Consider the following 16,509-nt stretch of genomic DNA (forward strand, 5'->3'; position numbering starts at 1 on the left):
TGAGCTCAGCGGGTCGCGTCGGCGAGGTGACGTGCGTCGTGGCTCAGCACCTTGACGATGATGCCGTGGCGACGCAGCTCCTTGGCGGTGCGAGCACCCTCCTCGGCGTCGCGCCCCAGAGCGTTGATGTTCGCCACGACGAGAACGTCTCCGGTCTTCAGCGTGCCGATCAGGCGCGACAGTCGATCGCTCCAGCTCTCGAGGATGTCGGGAGCGGGGTGACGGAACCCCTCGATCGGCACCCCGAACCGGGTGAGGTCGTCGCGCTGCTCGACCACCGACGGCATGCCCTCGCGGGAGACGACGAGTCCGACCAGGCGTGACCCGTCGGGGCGCGCGAGCCAGAAGTCGCGGTTCTGCTGCAGTTCGGTGAAGCACTTGGGGCACTCCGCGGCCGCGTGCGGCAGATGCAGCGGACTCGTCAGGGCCTCGTCGACGGATGCCGTCGCCTTCATGGGATCGATCGTCTCGCTCATCGCGCACCTCCGGCATCCATTCTGCCCTGATCGGAGCCGGCGCGGTGACCTTTCAGAGCATCCCGAGCGCGCGTACCGCTTCTCGTTCCTCTACGAGCTCGGCCACGGAGGCGTCGATGCGAGCCTGGGCCCATTCACTGATCTCGAGCCCTTCGACGATCTGCCACTCTCCGTCGATCGACCGCACCGGGAACGACGAGATCAGACCAGCGGGAACGCCGTACTCGCCGTGCGAGACGACCCCGGCAGAGGTCCAGTCGTCGGTGCCGTGCACCCAGTCGCGCACGTGCTCGATCGTGGCGTTCGCGGCAGACGCCACGGAAGACGAGCCGCGCACCCGGATGATCTCGGCCCCTCGCTTCGCGACACGAGGGATGAAGGTCTCATCGAGCCACGTGGGCACATCGCCGACGATGGCCTCGAGAGCCTTCGCGACCGGTTCTCCTGCCACTGTCGCGTGCGAGACGTCGGGGAACTGCGTCGCCGAGTGGTTGCCCCAGATGGGCACACGACGAATGGTGTCGACCGGCACTGCGAGCGTCTGCGCCAGCTGTGCCCTGGCGCGATTCTCGTCGAGTCGGGTGAGAGCGGTGAATCGCTCTGCAGGGATGCCGTCGGCCGCGGCCGCGGCGATCAGCGCGTTCGTGTTCGCCGGGTTGCCCACCACGGTGACGCGCACGTCGGACGACGCGTGGGCCGCGATCGCGGCGCCCTGCGGGCCGAAGATGCCGGCGTTGGCGGCGAGCAGGTCTCCGCGTTCCATCCCGGGTCCTCGTGGACGAGCGCCGACCAGCAGAGCGAGGTCGCACCCGTCGAAGCCGACGGCGGGGTCGTCCGTGACCTCGACGTGCTCGAGCAGGCCGAAGGCGCCGTCCTGCAGCTCGAGGGCCGCTCCCTCGGCGGCGCCGAGCCCCTGGGGGATCTCCAGCAGCCGCAGTCGCACCTTCTCGTCGGGGCCGAGCATGTCTCCGGCGGCGATTCTGAACAGCAGTGCGTAGCCGATCTGTCCGCCCGCACCCGTGAGCGTGATGGTGGTCGTCATGACTCGAGCCTACGACCGTGAAGAGGCCGCCGTGCAGAGTACCCTCGTGGCATGACCTTCAACCCTGACGCTGATGTCTCCGGCAACACCGCCCGCCGACGCGGCCGCGGCGCCGTCGTCGCCGGAGCGGGCGGTGTCGGCCTGCTCGGCATCATCGCCCTGATCGCCGGACCACTGCTGGGCATCGACCTGACCGGCCTGCTGGGCGGCGGTGGCGGCACCGGCGGGGGCACCGAGCCTGCGGGCGGCAGCGTGATCGAGAACTGCCTCACCGGCGAGGACGCCAACGAGAACGTCGACTGCCGAGTGGCGGCCTCGCAGCTGGCGCTCGACGGCTACTGGGAGGACCACGTCGAGGGCTACCGCCCGCCGCAGCTCATCATCGTCGACGGAGCCACCTCGACCTCGTGCGGCACCGCGTCGAACGCGGTCGGCCCGTTCTACTGCCCGCCCGATGAGACGGTCTTCATCGATCCCACGTTCTTCGACCTCATGCAGCAGCAGTTCGGGGCATCCGCCGGCGATCTCGCTCAGCTCTACATCGTGGGTCACGAGTGGGGCCACCACATCCAGTACATCACCGACGTGATGAATCAGTATCCGAACAACGGCACCGGCCCGGACAGCAACGGCGTGCGCATCGAGCTGCAGGCCGACTGCTATGCGGGCGCCTGGATCGGGCAGATGACCCAGGAGAAGGACCCGGACGGTGTCCCCTACCTGTTGGAGCCGACCGAGGCGGAGATCACCGACGCGCTGAACGCCGCGAACACGGTCGGCGACGACAACATCCAGGAGCAGTCGTCCGGTTCGGTCAACCCCGAGAGCTTCACGCATGGCACCAGCGAGCAGCGGCAGGGGTGGTTCGCGAGCGGCTACAAGTACGGACTCGATGTGTGCGCCGACCCGCTCACGGCGGCGCCCGGAGAACTCTGACCATGGAACTCGACGCGCTGTATCCGCCCATCGAACCGTACGACTCCGGTGAACTGCTCGTCGGCGACGGGCACCGCATGTACTGGGAGACCAGCGGCAACCCCGAGGGCAAACCCGTGGTGTTCCTGCACGGCGGACCCGGCAGCGGCACGTCGCCGTGGCAGCGTCGGTTCTTCGACCCTGAGGTGTATCGGATCGTGCTCCTCGACCAGCGCGGGTGCGGGCGCAGCACTCCGCACGCGAGCGCCCCCGATGTCGACCTCCGCTTCGTCACCACCGCGCACCTGATCGCCGACATCGAGCTGCTTCGCCGCAACCTCGGCATCGAGCGGTGGCAGGTGTTCGGCGGGTCGTGGGGGAGTGCACTCGCGCTCGCCTACGCGCAGGCTCATCCGGATGCCGTCAGCGAGCTGATCCTGCGGGGCATCTTCACACTCCGTCGGGCAGAGCTGGAGTGGTTCTACGAGGGCGGCGCCGCCGCTCTGTTCCCCGACCTCTGGGAGGAGTACATCGCGCCCATCCCGGTGCTCGAGCGCTCGCACATGATCGAGGCCTATCACCGGCGTCTGTTCGACCCCGATCCGGCCGTGCACGAACCGGCGGCTGTCGCCTGGTCGCGGTGGGAAGCCTCGACGGTCACGTTGCGCCCGGATGCCGCGCAGATCGAGGCGATGTCCGACCCGCACACGGCGACCGCCTTCGCCCGCATCGAGAACCACTTCTTCGTGAACCGCGGATGGTGGACCGAGGGGCAGCTCATCGCCGGTGTCGACGGCATCCGTCACATCCCGACCGTCATCGTGCAGGGGCGTCACGACGTGTGCACTCCGATGATGACCGCCTGGGACCTGCATACCGCCTGGCCGGAGGCCGAGTTCGTCGTCATCGACGATGCCGGACACTCGGCGACGGAGCCCGGCATCCAGCGCGCGCTGCGCGCCGCGACCGACCGCTTCGCCGGCTGAGCCCGCGGCGGCCGGTCGCGCGTCAGGCGCGCAGCGCCGCGGTCAGGGTCTTCAGCAGCCCGATCGTGCCGCCGTGCGCGCGGAACCGCGTGAGGCCCTCGCTCACCGCTGCGCCCGTCCGGGAGGAGACGAACCACGGCGGCTTGGGCAGGATGGTGAGGCGCCCGCCGCCGTTGACGACCGGAAGAGAACGCGGGAACGGCCGGAAGGGTCCGCGGATCACCGAGCGCTCGACGCGATCGAGCAGGAGTGCGTTGTGGACGACGCCGATGCCGCTGCCGACGTCGGCGATCGTGCTGCCGGGGAACGCTCCCCAGGTCATGGTCGGGGTGATGAAGCCGAAGGCCGTCCAGCCGTTGATCGCGATCGAGCCATAGCGAAGGGCCGCGATCGCCCGGTCGAATCCCGCGCCCAGTGCCTTCTCGGTCGACGGGTCGATCAGCAGGTTCGCGCCGAGCGTGCCCTGCAGCCGGTCGTTCGCGTAGGCCACGGCCGCGTCGAGGAACTCCTGGCCGGTGCCCGCCACCGAGACGACGCCCAGCACCGGAGCGAAGTACTCGGTGCTCTGCAGCGCTGTCGCGTCGTCGCCGTCGGAGACCTCGACCAGCACACGATCGCCGAGCACGAGGGCGTCGGGGTACGCATCGGTCGCGAGGTGCATCCTCGAGGTCGCACCGGGGTACCAGATCGGCCGGTCCGGAGCGTTCGCGTAGGCGCGGCGCAGAGCGGCTCGGAAGTCGTCGGCCTGCGCCCAATCCGACGACATGATCACCACCTGGCCGGCGATGCAGTTGTGTCCGCTGTTCTGCAGACGCATCGTCGCGACATGCTCCGCCTGATACGTGAGATCGGCGTCCGTCCACTCGCCCGGGACGATGATGATGGGCGAGACCCCGCCGAGCTCGGCCGTGATGGGCTTCTTCAGCAGCGGACGGTTCTCACGGCGCCGCCGCGTGGCCGCAGCCCCCGTGCCCCACACGATGGCGTCGAAGGTCGCGGCCGACCCCGTGATGTGCACGTGCACGAGGTCGGGGTGGCCGGTCAGGTAGGCGCCGACGTCGGGCCCGCCGCGCGTGATGCGCAGCAGCCCAGGACCGATGAGCGGCGCGAGCGCTCGCTTGTAGACGGGCACGAGCGCGTCCTGCGTCGGATTGACCTTGAGCAGCGCCGTGCGATTGTGAGCGAGCAGTTCGTAGAGCACGTCGAGCACCGGGATCGAGGTGATGTTGCCGGCGCCGAGCACGAGTCCCACGCCCCCCGAGTCCGACGGGGTGCGCTGCGCGAGCCCTGCCGCGGCGCGCGCGCCGTTGGGGGTGACGCCGGGTTCGAGCCAGACCTCTCCCGTGTAGCCGGAGAGCAGGAACCGGTCGATGCCGGTGAGGGGGAAGGCGTGCACGCGGGTGCGTCCGCCGGGAGCCCGGTCGATTGTGATCCCGTCCAGCGGGTTGGTGCCGTTCGCGAGGCGCGTGAGCGTCTCGATGTAGGCATCGAGGGCACCGAGCACGCTGTAGGGTCCGCTGAGCCATTCCTCCCCGCGCAGCGGATGCCGGCCGTCGAGGCCCTTCGACGCGGCTGCGGTGTCGGCCCAGTCCTCCGCAGCGGCGGCGACGCTCGAGCGCACGGCGCGCAGCAGGGTGACCCGCTGGGCGAGCGTCAGGGCCGACCACGTGCGGCTGCCGCCCTGAAGGTCGTCGATCGCGGCGTCGAGGCGATCGCGTTCGGCCTCTCCGAGCTCCGGGGTCTTCGTCGAAGCGGCGGGCGTTGTCGCAGAAGTCATCGGCGTCTCCTTCGGGCGGGATCCCAGCTTATGTCGCGCATTCCGGTCAGGCGTCGATGTCGGCGCGGCGCAGGCGGTAGCGGCGAAGCGTGAGCAGGCTCGCCGCCATCAGCAGGGCGGGCAGGATGCTGAATGCGAGCACGATGCCGGTGATCGCGGCGTCCGGCTGTTGCGTGGTCGTGCCCGCCACGCTCGAGACGTATCCCGTCGCGGCCAGCGTGAGGGAGACCGCGCTCGCTCCGAGCGCGAACCCGACGGTCTCTCCTGCCGTCCAGACGCCCGTGAAGGTGCCGGCCCGGCCTCTTCCGGTGCGGCGCTCGTCGTGTGAGATCACATCGGGCAGCATCGCCATCGGCAGCGACTGCAGCCCGGCATAGGCGATGCCGGCCACCGCGATCGAGCCGTACATCCAGGGGCCCGGCGTCCAGACGGCGAGGACGAGTGATGCGGCGGCGATCAGGAAGAGGATGCTCGCGAGAGCGAACGCCCGCTCCTTGCCCAGGCGCCGGGCGACGACCGTCCAGCCCGGCGTCGCGAGCAGAGCGGGCCCGACGAGCGCCAGGAACACGAGTGTCACGGCGTCTTCCGAGCGCAGCACCCACGTGGCGACGTACTGCGCGCCGGCGAGCATGGTCCCGGTCGCGAGCGCCTGCAGCACGAACGTGCCGAGGAGGGCGCGGAACGGCTGACTGCGCCGTAGAGTGCGCACGCCGGCGGCATACTGCTCCCGGAGTCCTGCCGGAGCGACCGCCGGGGGGCGTTCGTCCGCGGCCATGTGATGGGCGGCGGCATCCGCTGTCCGCGACGCGATGAGCATGCCGACGCCGATGACCACGCCCGCCACCACGCCCATCAGCAGGTATCCCGCGACGGGGTCGGCGGTGGCGCCCCTCAGCTCGGGGCCGCCGGCGCCGAAGAGCAGGATGGCTGCGGTGAGCACGACGACGCGCCACCCGAGCAGCCGGGTGCGCTCGTCGTAGCCCGAGGTCAGTTCGGCGGGCAGTGCGACGTAGGGCACCTGGAACAGGCTGAAGGATGTCGCTGTGGCGAGGAACGCGAGGAGCACGCAGACGGCGCCGGCGGTCGGGCCCCAGGACGGGGGCACCGCGAAGGTGAGGGCGAAGAACACCGGAAGAGTGAGGCCGCCTGCGACCATGAATCCTCGACGCGAGCCGGTCCTTGCGTACTGACGGTCCGACGCGGCGCCGATCACCGGGTCGATGATGACGTCCCAGATCTTCGCCCCGGTGACGATGAGGCCGGCGGTGAGGGCGGCGACACCCAGATTGTCGGTGAGGAAGTACGTCAGAACCAGCCCGGGGAGGGTCGCGTACCCGCCTGTGCCGAGGGAGCCGATCGCGTAGAGGGCGACCGTGCGGGCGGACAGGCGGACGGAGGCTGCTTCGGGCCGAGCCGCGGTGCTCATCGCGCCAGTGTATCGGTGCGCGAAGAGCCTGCTTCAGGTCAGATGAGCGAGAGCTCCCGGAGCTTCGACTCGACGTCCGCGTTCGACGGCTCGACGTGGTGCGAGGAGTCGGGGTAGAGCACCACGGGGATGTTCATGCGGCCCGAGATCTCCTTCGCGATGTCGGCCGCCGAGGGGTCGGCGACGAGGTCGACGTAGGTGTACTCCACGCCGAGGGAGTCGAGTTGCTTCTTGGTGCGGATGCAGTCGCGGCACCAGTCGGCGCCGAACACGGTGATCGCGGAGTCTGCGGGAGAAGTCATGCTTCCAGCGTAGAGCGCCCTGGCTGGGCGGGCGCCGAGCGGAGTGACGCCATCGATCGATCATTGCTCACTAAGGGTAGCCTTACCTATACTGAGGGCATGAACAGCGCGTGCGAGCATCTCGAAGACCCCGACTGGGAGAACATCGAGGGGGTCGTGCTCATCGCCGGCGACTCGACCGACGCCGGAGCCATCGCCGCCATCGCCGCACGGCTGCCCTGGGATGCCGAGGGGGTCATCCTCCTCGAGGCGGCCGCACGCATCCAGTTCCGCCACATCGACGTGCCCGAGGGAGTGTCGGTGCGCTGGCTGCTGCGCGGCGACGGCATCCGTCAGCATGCGAAAGGCGAACGCCTCGCGAATGCCGTGCACTCGTGGTGCATCGAGTGGACGTGCGCGGAGCCCGCGCTGCAGTGGACGGTCTGGCTCGGCGCGCATACGCCTCCGCACGTGGCGCGGATGGCACGCAGTCTGCTCGGCGTCGCGAACTGACGCCGCGGGCGCAGCGTCAGCGGTCCCGATTCAGCGGGTCGCGAGCGCCGGAGCGCCGACGGTCGCGCCGGCGCTGATCGCATCGAGCGCGCGGCGGAGCGACGAGCTCGACGTGTGCGCCGTGTACGGGAAGTACACGACCTCGACGCCCACCTCCGCGAACTCCCGCTCGAGCCGCAGGCCCTTGTCGGTGCCGCGCCAGTCGTCGCCCTTGAAGAAGTGCGTGAACTGCACGTCTCGCCACGAATCCATCTTCGACGGAGTGGTCTCGACGTAGACGTCGTCGACGAACGAGATGTGACGGACGATCTCCGCCCGCTCAGCGGTCGGGATGACGGGCTCGATGCCCTTCACCTGCCGCAGCATCTCATCGCTGACGACACCGGCGACGAGAATGTCGCAGTGCTGCTTGGCGTGACGAAGAAGGTTGAGATGCCCGACGTGAAACAGGTCGAAAGCACCCACGGCATAGCCGATGCGCGTCCCCATGATCTCCCCAGATCAGTATTTCCCCAGAGGCGGATCCCCATCCGCCCAGCGACTCCCACAGCCGCATCCCGTCACTCTAGCAGGTCGTCGTTTCCTCATGCATAGGAACACATGGAACTATGGAGTCCGCAGTGCTGTCGGCACAGGGGAGGGGCGCACAGTGGGGACATCGGTCACCGTCATCGTGCCGACCTTCAACGAGCGTGAGAACGTCGCCGAGCTCGTCGCACGCACCGCCGTCGCGCTTGCCGGATACGACGCGGAGATCCTCTTCGTCGACGACAGCACCGACAGCACCGCCGCCGAGGTCGAGCGGGTGGCCGCCGACGCCCCGCTGCCGGTCAGGGTCATCCACCGCACGGACAACACCGGCGGACTCGGGGGAGCGGTCGCCGTGGGCCTCGAGGCCGCGGCATCCGATCTCTGCATCGTCATGGACGGCGACCTGCAGCATCCGCCCGAACTGCTTCCTGCACTGGTGCGCCGGCACGACGAAGGCGATGCCGATGTCGTGGCAGCCTCGCGCTACATCGGCGGGGGCGACATGAGCGGTCTGGGCACTGCCGTGCGGTTCGGAGTCTCTCGGTCGGCCACGTGGCTGACGCGAGCGATGTTCCCGATCCGTCTCGCGCGCAGCACCGATCCGATGACCGGCTTCTTCCTGGTCGACCGCTCGCGCCTCGACCTCTCCGCCCTCAGGCCGCAGGGCTTCAAGATCCTTCTCGAGATCCTCGCCCGCACCGATCTGCGCATCGCCGAGGTGCCGATGGAGTTCGGCGAGCGCCGCCACGGAACCTCCAAGGCGAGCCTGCGTCAGGGGGCGACCTTCGTCGCGCACCTGGCCAGACTGCGATTCGGCAAAATGTCGCTCTTCGCGATGATCGGCGTGATCGGGGCGGTCGCCAACCTCGGCATCATGTGGCTGCTGACGCTGGCCGGTGTGCCCTACATCTGGGCGGCGATCATCGGCGCCGAGGTCACCATCATCGGCAATTTCATCCTGCAGGAGCGATTCGTCTTCGCGGATATGCGCACGGATGCGCGAGGGTTGGGCGGTCGCTTCGCCGCGTCGTTCACCTTCAACAACGTCGAGGCAGCGCTGCGCATCCCGGTGATGGCATTGATGGTCGAGACCTGGCATATCTCGAGCGTCCTCGCGACGGGACTGTCGCTCATCGTCGCGTTCGTCGCGCGCTTCCTCTTCCACTCCCTGGTCGTATATGCGCCGAAACGGCGTGTGAAGGCGGACGGGACGACGGGCGAGCCGAAGCCGGACACCGCGACCGTGCGCATCATCCGGGCGATCGACGCCGAGGCGATGAAGCCCGGCGAGCTCTGAGGTCGTGTCGAGTCGGATCACTGTGCGGCGCGCCGGGTCCCCGCGGTAGACCCGAACTCGTGATCCGGTCGTGCGTGCGAGGATGTCTGGCGGGGAGGCGAGATGAAACGCAAGGCTCTGGGGGCCGTGATCGCGCAAGCGGCGCAGGCGGGAATAGGTCTGCTTCTGCAGATACTCGTCGCGCGACTGCTCGGGATCGACGAGTACGGGCGCTTCGCGATCCTGTACGGGGTCGTGATCGTCGCGACGGCCGTGGTGACGGGGCTCATCGGCGATTCACTCGTCGTGCTGGAGCGTTCGCAGCGCGCGATCCGGGCCGGTCTGCAGGCGATGCTGCTCATCACGTCGGCGGTGCTCGCGGCTGGTGCGTTCCTGACCGCCTGGCTGACGGGCTTCTCGGATGCGCTCGAAGCCGCGATCTTCGCGGTCGCCCTCGCCGCATTCGCCGTCGAGGAGATCGTGCGGCGGCTCCTGATCGCGCACATGTCGTTCGTGCGCACCGCCGCCACCGATATCTCGGGCTTCCTCGTCGCGATCGCGATCATCCTCATTGTGAATGCGACCGGAACCCTCTCGCTGGGGGTGTTCCTCGCGGGCATCGCTGCGGGGCAGATCGTCGCGACAGTCATCGGCTGGTTGCTCGTGCCCCGCTCCGATCGACATCTCGTCGGACTCCGCGGTGCCGCGATCGCCCCTGTCTGGCGCTATGGCATGTGGCGGGGACTGCAGCAGGTGCTGCGCCCCAGCCTGTTCACGGTGCTGCGCCTGCTGGTGCTCGCGGGCGCCGGACTCACCGCGGTCGGCCTGCTCGAAGCTGCGCGCACGTACACATCGCCACTGATCCTGGTGATCGGTGGGCTCTCGTCGTTCCTGTTCGTGCGCTTCGCCGACCAGCACAGAGCAGGCACGGGAGGCTCCGTCCGTGAGGCGGACCGCGTCGTGGGCTTCCTCCTGATCGGCACGGTCCTGATGAGCGTCGTCGCCGTGGCGCTGGTTCCCTGGGTGAGTCCGCTTCTCTTCGACGTCGAGGTCGATCCGCTCGCGGTGGTCGCCTGGCTCGCGTATGGGATGTCCGTCGCGATCGTCACCCCGTACGGCGCACTGGGAGCGGTCGGAGGCAAGCAGGTGGCGGTGTTCCTGATCCGCCTCTCGGACACCATCCTCGCGATCATCGCCGTGATCGTGATGCTCGCGTGGGGAGCGGAACCGTCGACTCTCCCGTTCGCGCTCGCGGTGGCGTCGATGCTCGGCGGTCTGGGGCTGCGGTGGCTCGTCGTCGCCGACGGTCGGACCGAGAGGCCGCCGCGGTAACAGGTGGCCGCGGGGCGAATGGTAGGTTTAGGCCCTGTCTTCGACTGAGGGGGTTGGCGATGGAAGATGTTCCTTACGGACGTATTCTGCGCGAGGGATGGGTGGTCATCGTCGTGCTCGCGGTGTTCGGGGCCGGCATGGGGTGGCTCGTGACCAAGATGCTTCCAGAGACCTATGCGGCGACGTCGACTCTCCTGCTGCGCGTCGACTCGACCGAGGCATCGCTGTTCGAGCGCAACCAGTTCAGCCTGGCGCGCATCAAGTCGTATCCGCCGCTGGTCGACAGTCCGGAGGTCATCGACGCCGTACGCGACGACCTCGACCTCGACGACGACGAGTACCCCGACCGCGACATCCGGCGAATGGTCTCGGCCGAGAACACGGCTGACACCGTGCTGCTCGTGGTCCGCGCCGACGCGCCGACCGCCCAGCTCGCAACGGACATCGCCAATTCGGCCGCGACCCACCTGTCCGAGTTGATCGGTGAGACCGAGAACGACGAGGATGACGCGCGCTACACCGTGGCGCTCGATCAGGTGCTGCCGGCGGTCGCACCGCTTGCTCCGATCTCGCCGCAGGTGACGGCGATCACAGGGCTCGGCGGCATCGCGGGTCTCGCGCTCGGAGCGATCGTCGCCGTATACCGCACCACGACCAACCGGCGTCTGCGCACGATCTCGGATGTCCGACGCTCGTCCGGCCTTCCCGTCATCGGGCAGATACCGAGACGCAGCCGTCTGCGCCAGGACGCGAACTCCGGAGCGGCAGTCGCCTACGAGGAAGCGGCAGGAAACCTCGTCGCGCTCGCCGGAGGCGGCGTGCGCACACACGTGGTCGTCCCAGCCACAGACGACGCGATGGACGACGAGGCGATCACGGGGATGCTCGAGGCCCAGCGGCTGATCGGTGCGACCGCATGCGTCGTGGACACGAGAGAATCGCACGTGAAGGGCCACGGTCACACGCTCAACGAGGTGCTCGAGGGCGAGCCGATCTCGACCGGTGAGGAGACCGACGCGGTCTTCGTCGCCGACGATCCCATCCCGCTCGAGAAGCTGGTCTCGGCGCTTCCCGGCATCATCGCGGCCATGCATGAGGCCTTCGACGTGGTGGTCGTCGTATGCGATCCCGGGGCCTCGGCGCTCATCGAGAAGCTGGCGGGTCCGGGGGCGGGTGTCATCATCAACGTGAAGCACAACTCCACGTCCGCGACCGATCTGGTGGCCGTCACGACGCGCCTGCGGGTCATGGGCGTGCGCCCAGTGGGCGTGGTGATGCTGCACACGGGTTCGAGGTCCCTCGGCTCCATCGCCGAGTCATGGCGGATCTCCGACCGTGATCCGGCTCCGGTTCTCGCGGGCGCCGGAGGCTCGCATGCCCGCTCTGACTGACACCCGTCGCCAACCCCGGCAGCAGTCCGCTCACCACCCGAGCACCGCGCGGGTGACGGCGGTGGGCGCTCTCTACGTGCTGATCATCGTCAGCGTGATCCCGTGGCGAAGCGCGACGATCTACTCCGGCGGTGCCGATGGAGTGGTGGTCGCCAAGGCGTTCATCGCTGTGCTCGCGTTCGCCGCCACCCTCGCCCTGGCCGCGCGGACGCGCGAGCGGGTCGCCGTGGGGATCGCCCCTGCATGCGTGATCGCCCTCGCTCTGCTGGTGAGTGTGCTGGGTTCGGTTCTCGCGGGCAACGACTCCGCGACGATCATCCTCGTCGGCAGGATGTTCCTGGTGATGGCCACGATCCTCTTCCTGCTCACCACCGTCCCCTGGGTGACGAGCATCGTGTGCCTCCTCGCAGCGATGGCCTCGGTGGCGGTCGTCGCCGCCGTCACGGGCCTGCCGAGCCTCGCGGCCAGTGGTCGCCTCGGCGGCGGCATCCCGGAGATCCATCCGAACGAGCTCGCGGGACTCGTGGCCGCGCCGATCATCGGACTGGTGATCCTGATGCTGCGCAACGGCGTGCGGGTGTGGCGCCTGCTCGCCGCGGTCGTCCTGGTGGGGATCGCCGTGGCCAGCGGATCGCGGACCGGGCTGCTCGCGATCGTCGTCGGAATCGGCGTCGCCGTTCTGGTCAACGGGATCCGCGACCGCAGCGTGCTCTATCTGCTTCTCGGAGCTCTCCCGCTCGGTTACGCCATCGGCTCGTTCACCGACGTGTTCGGCAGCCTGGCCACGAGAGCGGGTTCCAACGACACGTCCACCGCGCTCGACTCGCGCTTCGACGTGTGGAGGGTCGTGCTCGGCTGGGACTGGGGTGAATGGCAGAAGTGGATCGGCATCGGGCTCTCGGCCAAGAAGATCCCCGTCGACATCAAGTGGCGTGACGAGCAGGTGCTCGACAGCAGCTGGGCGTCGCTGCTCGCCCAGACCGGCCTCATCGGCACGGCGCTGATCGCGGCACTCATCGTGTGGTGCGTGGCGAGCGCGCTGATCTCGTCTCGGCGTCGGTGGCTCATCACGCCGTTGCTGACGCTCGTCATCATCCGATCCGTCACCGAGAGCGGGCTGATCGACAGCGCTACGGCCTTCATCCTGTTCTTCGTGGTGGCCTCGCTGCTCACACATCGGTCGCGACATGCGGACGACCCCGTGGGACCCGAATACGATCGGGTCGACGGGCGCAGGTCACACCACCTGAGTCTCACCTAGAATGTCGGTATATCCGTGTCATCGACGCGGAGAACCGGTGCGCGGAGGAGGGGACCAGTGTCTGAGTCGCTCAACGAGCCGCGTCGGCGGATGGGGTGGCGAGGATGGGCGATCGCCGGCGTGATCGCGGCGCTCCTCATCGGCGGAACGGTCTGGGGTGTGCTGGCGAACAGCGACTCCAGCCAGGGGAAACCCGGCGCTTCGGCATCCCCCGGCGCCACGGGCAGCCCGGGGCCGACACCGACGCCTCAGCCCACTGAGTTCGAGACGCCGTCGCCCGGCTCCACCGACGCGGTCGTCAAACCCGATGCGGGCGATGAGGTGCCGATCGACGAGCCGGCGCCGCCCGTGCAGGGCGTCGTCTCAGAGGTCACGGCGCTCGAGGCCATCACTGCCGGCAACGACATCCCGGGAGAGCCGAGCGGCCCGGCGATTCAGGTGACGGTGCGGCTGACGAACGAGTCGGACGAGGCTGTCGATACCGCAGGCGCGAACGTCACCCTCACGTACGGCGGTGACGACAGACTTCCCGCAGCCGGTCTCACGGGAGACGCCTCGTCGGTCTGGCCGGCATCGATCGCAGCGGGCGACAGCGCAGAAGCGATATTCCAGTTTGCAGTTCCCTCTTCTCCTGAGGGGGACCTGCGTGTTACCGTCGATATACTGGCCTCTGCGCCAAACGTCATCTTCGTAGGCCCACGACCCTAGGTCGTCAGCACCGAGCGACGTAATACTGGGGAATCATCGTTCGGTGCCGATGTAGGGGTCGCGCACGAACGGTCCATCATCTGGGGAGATGAACGATGGGCACTACAGCAATGTCTTGGGGACGCCGCGGACGCGGTGCATTGATCGCGATCGCGGTGACGCTCGCCGTCGCCTTCGGATCGCTGGTGACGATGTCGCCCGCGCAGGCGGACGTGAGTCCACCGGCCGGAGAGGCCTCGACGGTCACCGCTGATTCGCTGCCTACGGTGCAGATCAACGGCATCGTCTGGGATCAGGCCGTGGTCGGCAACGTCGTGTACGCCGCCGGCAAGTTCACCAGCGCACGCCCCGCAGGGGCGGCCGCCGGAACGAATGAGACGCCGCGGTCGAACCTCCTGGCCTACGACATCCGCACCGGGGTGCTGATCGCGTCGTTCGCGCCGTCGATCAACGGCCAGGTGCGTCAGGTCGAGGCATCGCCAGACGGCACTCGCCTCTACATCGTCGGCGACTTCACGACCGTGAACACCCAGACCCGCAACCGCGTGGCGGCGTTCGACCTGCCCAGCGGAAACCTCGCGGCGTTCAACCCGAACTCCAACGGCGTCACCTCGGGTGTCGCCGCGACCAACGACACCGTGTACATCACCGGGACGTTCGGTCGCGTCTCCGGCAACGACCGTTCCGGCGCCGCAGCGTTCACCCGCGCCGGCGCTCTGCTGCCCTGGGCCCCGGCGCTCGAAGGCCGGCAGGGTCGTGTCGTGACCGTCTCTCCCGCGGGCGACAAGGTGGTCCTCGGCGGTAACTTCCAGACTCTCAACGGCAGCTCGAACCCGGGCTACGGCCTGGCCATGGTCTCGGCATCCGACGCCTCCCTGCTGCCGTTCTCGGCGAACAACGTCATCCGCAACGCCGGACTCGACGCGGCGATCCTCTCGCTCAAGTCGTCCGGCGACGACATCTACGGCACCGGCTACGTGTTCGGCGCCGGTGGCAACCTCGAGGGCTCCTTCCGCGCATCGTGGTCGAGCGGCGACCTCGTCTGGGTCAACGACTGCCACGGCGACCAGTACGACGTGGAGCCGATGGGCGACACCGTGTACGCGGCCGGTCACTCGCACTACTGCGGCAGCCTCGAAGGCGGTTTCCCGCAGAGCGACCCCTGGTCCTTCTACCGCGGTCTCGCGGTCTCGAAAGACGTCGCGCGGACGACGCCCTACGGACTGAACCTCGGATACTACGACTTCGGCGGCAACCCGGCGCCCAAGCTGCTGCACTGGTTCCCCGCTTTCAACGCGGGCAACGTCAGCGGCGCATCGCAGGGCCCGTGGTCGGTCAGCTCGAACAGCGAGTACCTCGTCTACGGCGGTGAGTTCACCCGGGTGAACAACACCGGTCAGCAGGGTCTCGCCCGCTTCGCGGTGACGTCGAAGGCGCCCAACGCGCAGGGACCGATCCTCTGGAACACGGCCTGGCCCGCCTCGTCGATCGCCCTCACGGGCGGATCGGTCCGCGTCAGCTGGCCGCTCAACTACGACCGTGACAGCGAGTACCTGAAGTACGAGGTGCTGCGCGACAACGCGGTCGTCAAGACCTATGAGAACGTCCGGTCGAAGTCCGCCGACTGGGGGCTCCCTCCGATGGCGTTCGTCGACACCACCGTCACGAACGGAACCACGTACACGTACCGCGTGCGTGCCACCGACAACGAGGGACACTCGATCCTCGGTGGGACGACGACCGTGACGGCATCCGGATCCGCGGCCCCGAGCGCGTACCGCACCGCGGTGCTCGATGACGCACCGTTGAACTACTGGCCCCTCGACGACTCGTCGGCCACGCTCTCGTATGACTGGGCCGGCGCATCCGACCTCGCCGTGCGCAGCGGCGTGACCCGCGGAACCACCGGTGCCATGCTCTCGGACTCGCGCAGCGCGTCGAGCTTCGACGGGTCCGGCGAGGGCTTCGCGTCGACGACATCGGCGATCGCCGGTCCGAACACGTTCGGCATCGAGGCCTGGTTCAAGACGACCACCACCAACGGTGGAAAGATCGTCGGATTCGGCAACAGCTCCACCGGCACCTCCGGCAGCTACGACCGCCACGTCTACATGGAGCCGAGCGGACAGGTCACCTTCGGTGTCTACCCGGGGTCGTCGCAGACGATCAGCTCGGCCAGCGCGTTCAACGACGGGCAGTGGCACTACGTGTCGGCGGGTCTGAGCGACGGCGGCATGGTGCTCTACATCGACGGCGTCCGCGTCGCCCAGCGCACCGATGTCACGTCGGCGCAGGCGTACAACGGCTACTGGCGAGTCGGAGGCGACAGCCCGTGGTCGGGAGCAGCCTTCTTCCCCGGTCAGATCGACGACGTCGCCATCTACGGCGCCCCGCTGACCCGCGAGCAGGTCGCTTCGCACTACACGGCATCCGGTCGTGAGCTCGAGGGATCGACCGCTCCGGCTGACGCGTACGGCGCGGCCGTGTACGCCGCAGACCCGGCGCTGTACTGGCGACTCGGCGAGTCGACGGGCGACACCGCAGCGGATGCCTCGGGCTACAACCAGAAGGGCACCTACTTCGGCAGCGTCAAC

At 68.6% G+C, this 16,509-nt stretch carries 15 protein-coding genes; 9 read left to right on the forward strand and 6 right to left on the reverse strand.

The window, feature by feature from the left end; translation table 11 throughout:
* Nucleotides 1-5: 5 nt before the first annotated feature.
* A complete protein-coding gene (locus RU09_RS17855; RefSeq protein WP_052493032.1) occupies nt 6-476 on the reverse strand; it encodes a recombinase family protein in 471 nt (156 codons plus the stop codon).
* 52 nt (nt 477-528) lie between these two features.
* The gene (locus RU09_RS17860) at nt 529-1,518 is read right to left on the reverse strand and encodes a malate dehydrogenase (protein ID WP_042542244.1); all 990 of its coding nucleotides are present in this window, start codon (nt 1,516-1,518) and stop codon (nt 529-531) included.
* Between the two features lie 51 nt (nt 1,519-1,569).
* Here RU09_RS17860 and ypfJ point away from each other — a divergent pair, with 51 nt between their 5' ends.
* Both ypfJ and pip read left to right on the forward strand, forming a co-directional pair.
* Nucleotides 1,570-2,454 (forward strand): KPN_02809 family neutral zinc metallopeptidase, encoded by an 885-nt coding sequence (gene ypfJ, locus RU09_RS17865; RefSeq protein ID WP_042542245.1) that lies wholly within the window; start codon nt 1,570-1,572, stop codon nt 2,452-2,454.
* 2 nt (nt 2,455-2,456) lie between these two features.
* Nucleotides 2,457-3,419: a prolyl aminopeptidase gene (gene pip, locus RU09_RS17870; RefSeq protein WP_042542246.1), complete on the forward strand. Its 963-nt coding sequence runs from the start codon at nt 2,457-2,459 to the stop codon at nt 3,417-3,419.
* Between the two features lie 22 nt (nt 3,420-3,441).
* Here pip and RU09_RS17875 read toward each other — a convergent pair whose 3' ends face one another.
* From RU09_RS17875 to RU09_RS17885, 3 genes are read right to left on the reverse strand one after another with little or no spacing between them, the layout of a single operon-like run.
* Nucleotides 3,442-5,196, reverse strand: a complete 1,755-nt coding sequence (locus RU09_RS17875) for an aldehyde dehydrogenase family protein (protein WP_042542247.1) — start codon at nt 5,194-5,196, stop codon at nt 3,442-3,444.
* A gap of 46 nt (nt 5,197-5,242) precedes the next feature.
* Nucleotides 5,243-6,622 (reverse strand): MFS transporter, encoded by a 1,380-nt coding sequence (locus RU09_RS17880; RefSeq protein WP_042542248.1) that lies wholly within the window; start codon nt 6,620-6,622, stop codon nt 5,243-5,245.
* 38 nt (nt 6,623-6,660) lie between these two features.
* Nucleotides 6,661-6,924: a glutaredoxin domain-containing protein gene (locus RU09_RS17885; protein WP_042542249.1), complete on the reverse strand. Its 264-nt coding sequence runs from the start codon at nt 6,922-6,924 to the stop codon at nt 6,661-6,663.
* Between the two features lie 99 nt (nt 6,925-7,023).
* Between RU09_RS17885 and RU09_RS17890 the strand changes: the two genes are divergently transcribed.
* A complete protein-coding gene (locus RU09_RS17890) occupies nt 7,024-7,416 on the forward strand; it encodes an SIP domain-containing protein (protein ID WP_042542250.1) in 393 nt (130 codons plus the stop codon).
* 30 nt (nt 7,417-7,446) lie between these two features.
* Here the strand turns inward: RU09_RS17890 and RU09_RS17895 are convergent, their stop codons facing one another.
* The gene (locus RU09_RS17895) at nt 7,447-7,905 is read right to left on the reverse strand and encodes an adenylyltransferase/cytidyltransferase family protein (RefSeq protein ID WP_042542251.1); all 459 of its coding nucleotides are present in this window, start codon (nt 7,903-7,905) and stop codon (nt 7,447-7,449) included.
* 97 nt (nt 7,906-8,002) lie between these two features.
* On the opposite strand from RU09_RS17895, the gene RU09_RS17900 reads away from it, so the two are divergent.
* From RU09_RS17900 to RU09_RS17925, 6 genes are all read left to right on the forward strand, one after another.
* Complete coding sequence (locus RU09_RS17900; RefSeq protein WP_042542252.1) at nt 8,003-9,244, forward strand: glycosyltransferase; 1,242 nt, start codon at nt 8,003-8,005, stop codon at nt 9,242-9,244.
* A gap of 102 nt (nt 9,245-9,346) precedes the next feature.
* Nucleotides 9,347-10,555, forward strand: coding sequence for a lipopolysaccharide biosynthesis protein (locus RU09_RS17905; RefSeq protein ID WP_042542253.1), 1,209 nt, complete (start codon nt 9,347-9,349; stop codon nt 10,553-10,555).
* A gap of 59 nt (nt 10,556-10,614) precedes the next feature.
* Nucleotides 10,615-11,946: a YveK family protein gene (locus RU09_RS17910; protein WP_042542254.1), complete on the forward strand. Its 1,332-nt coding sequence runs from the start codon at nt 10,615-10,617 to the stop codon at nt 11,944-11,946.
* On the forward strand, nt 11,930-13,207 hold the full coding sequence (locus tag RU09_RS17915; RefSeq protein ID WP_156145974.1) for an O-antigen ligase family protein: 1,278 nt from the start codon (nt 11,930-11,932) through the stop codon (nt 13,205-13,207). The genes RU09_RS17910 and RU09_RS17915 overlap by 17 nt, the downstream gene beginning before the upstream one ends.
* Before the next feature lie 57 nt (nt 13,208-13,264).
* On the forward strand, nt 13,265-13,915 hold the full coding sequence (locus RU09_RS17920; protein ID WP_042542256.1) for a hypothetical protein: 651 nt from the start codon (nt 13,265-13,267) through the stop codon (nt 13,913-13,915).
* A 110-nt stretch (nt 13,916-14,025) separates the two neighbouring features.
* Nucleotides 14,026-16,509: LamG domain-containing protein (locus tag RU09_RS17925; RefSeq protein WP_197066116.1), on the forward strand; the 2,484-nt coding region annotated here is incomplete at its 3' end.

Source organism: Microbacterium sp. MEJ108Y (assembly GCF_000834175.1).
Lineage (GTDB): Bacteria > Actinomycetota > Actinomycetes > Actinomycetales > Microbacteriaceae > Microbacterium > Microbacterium forte.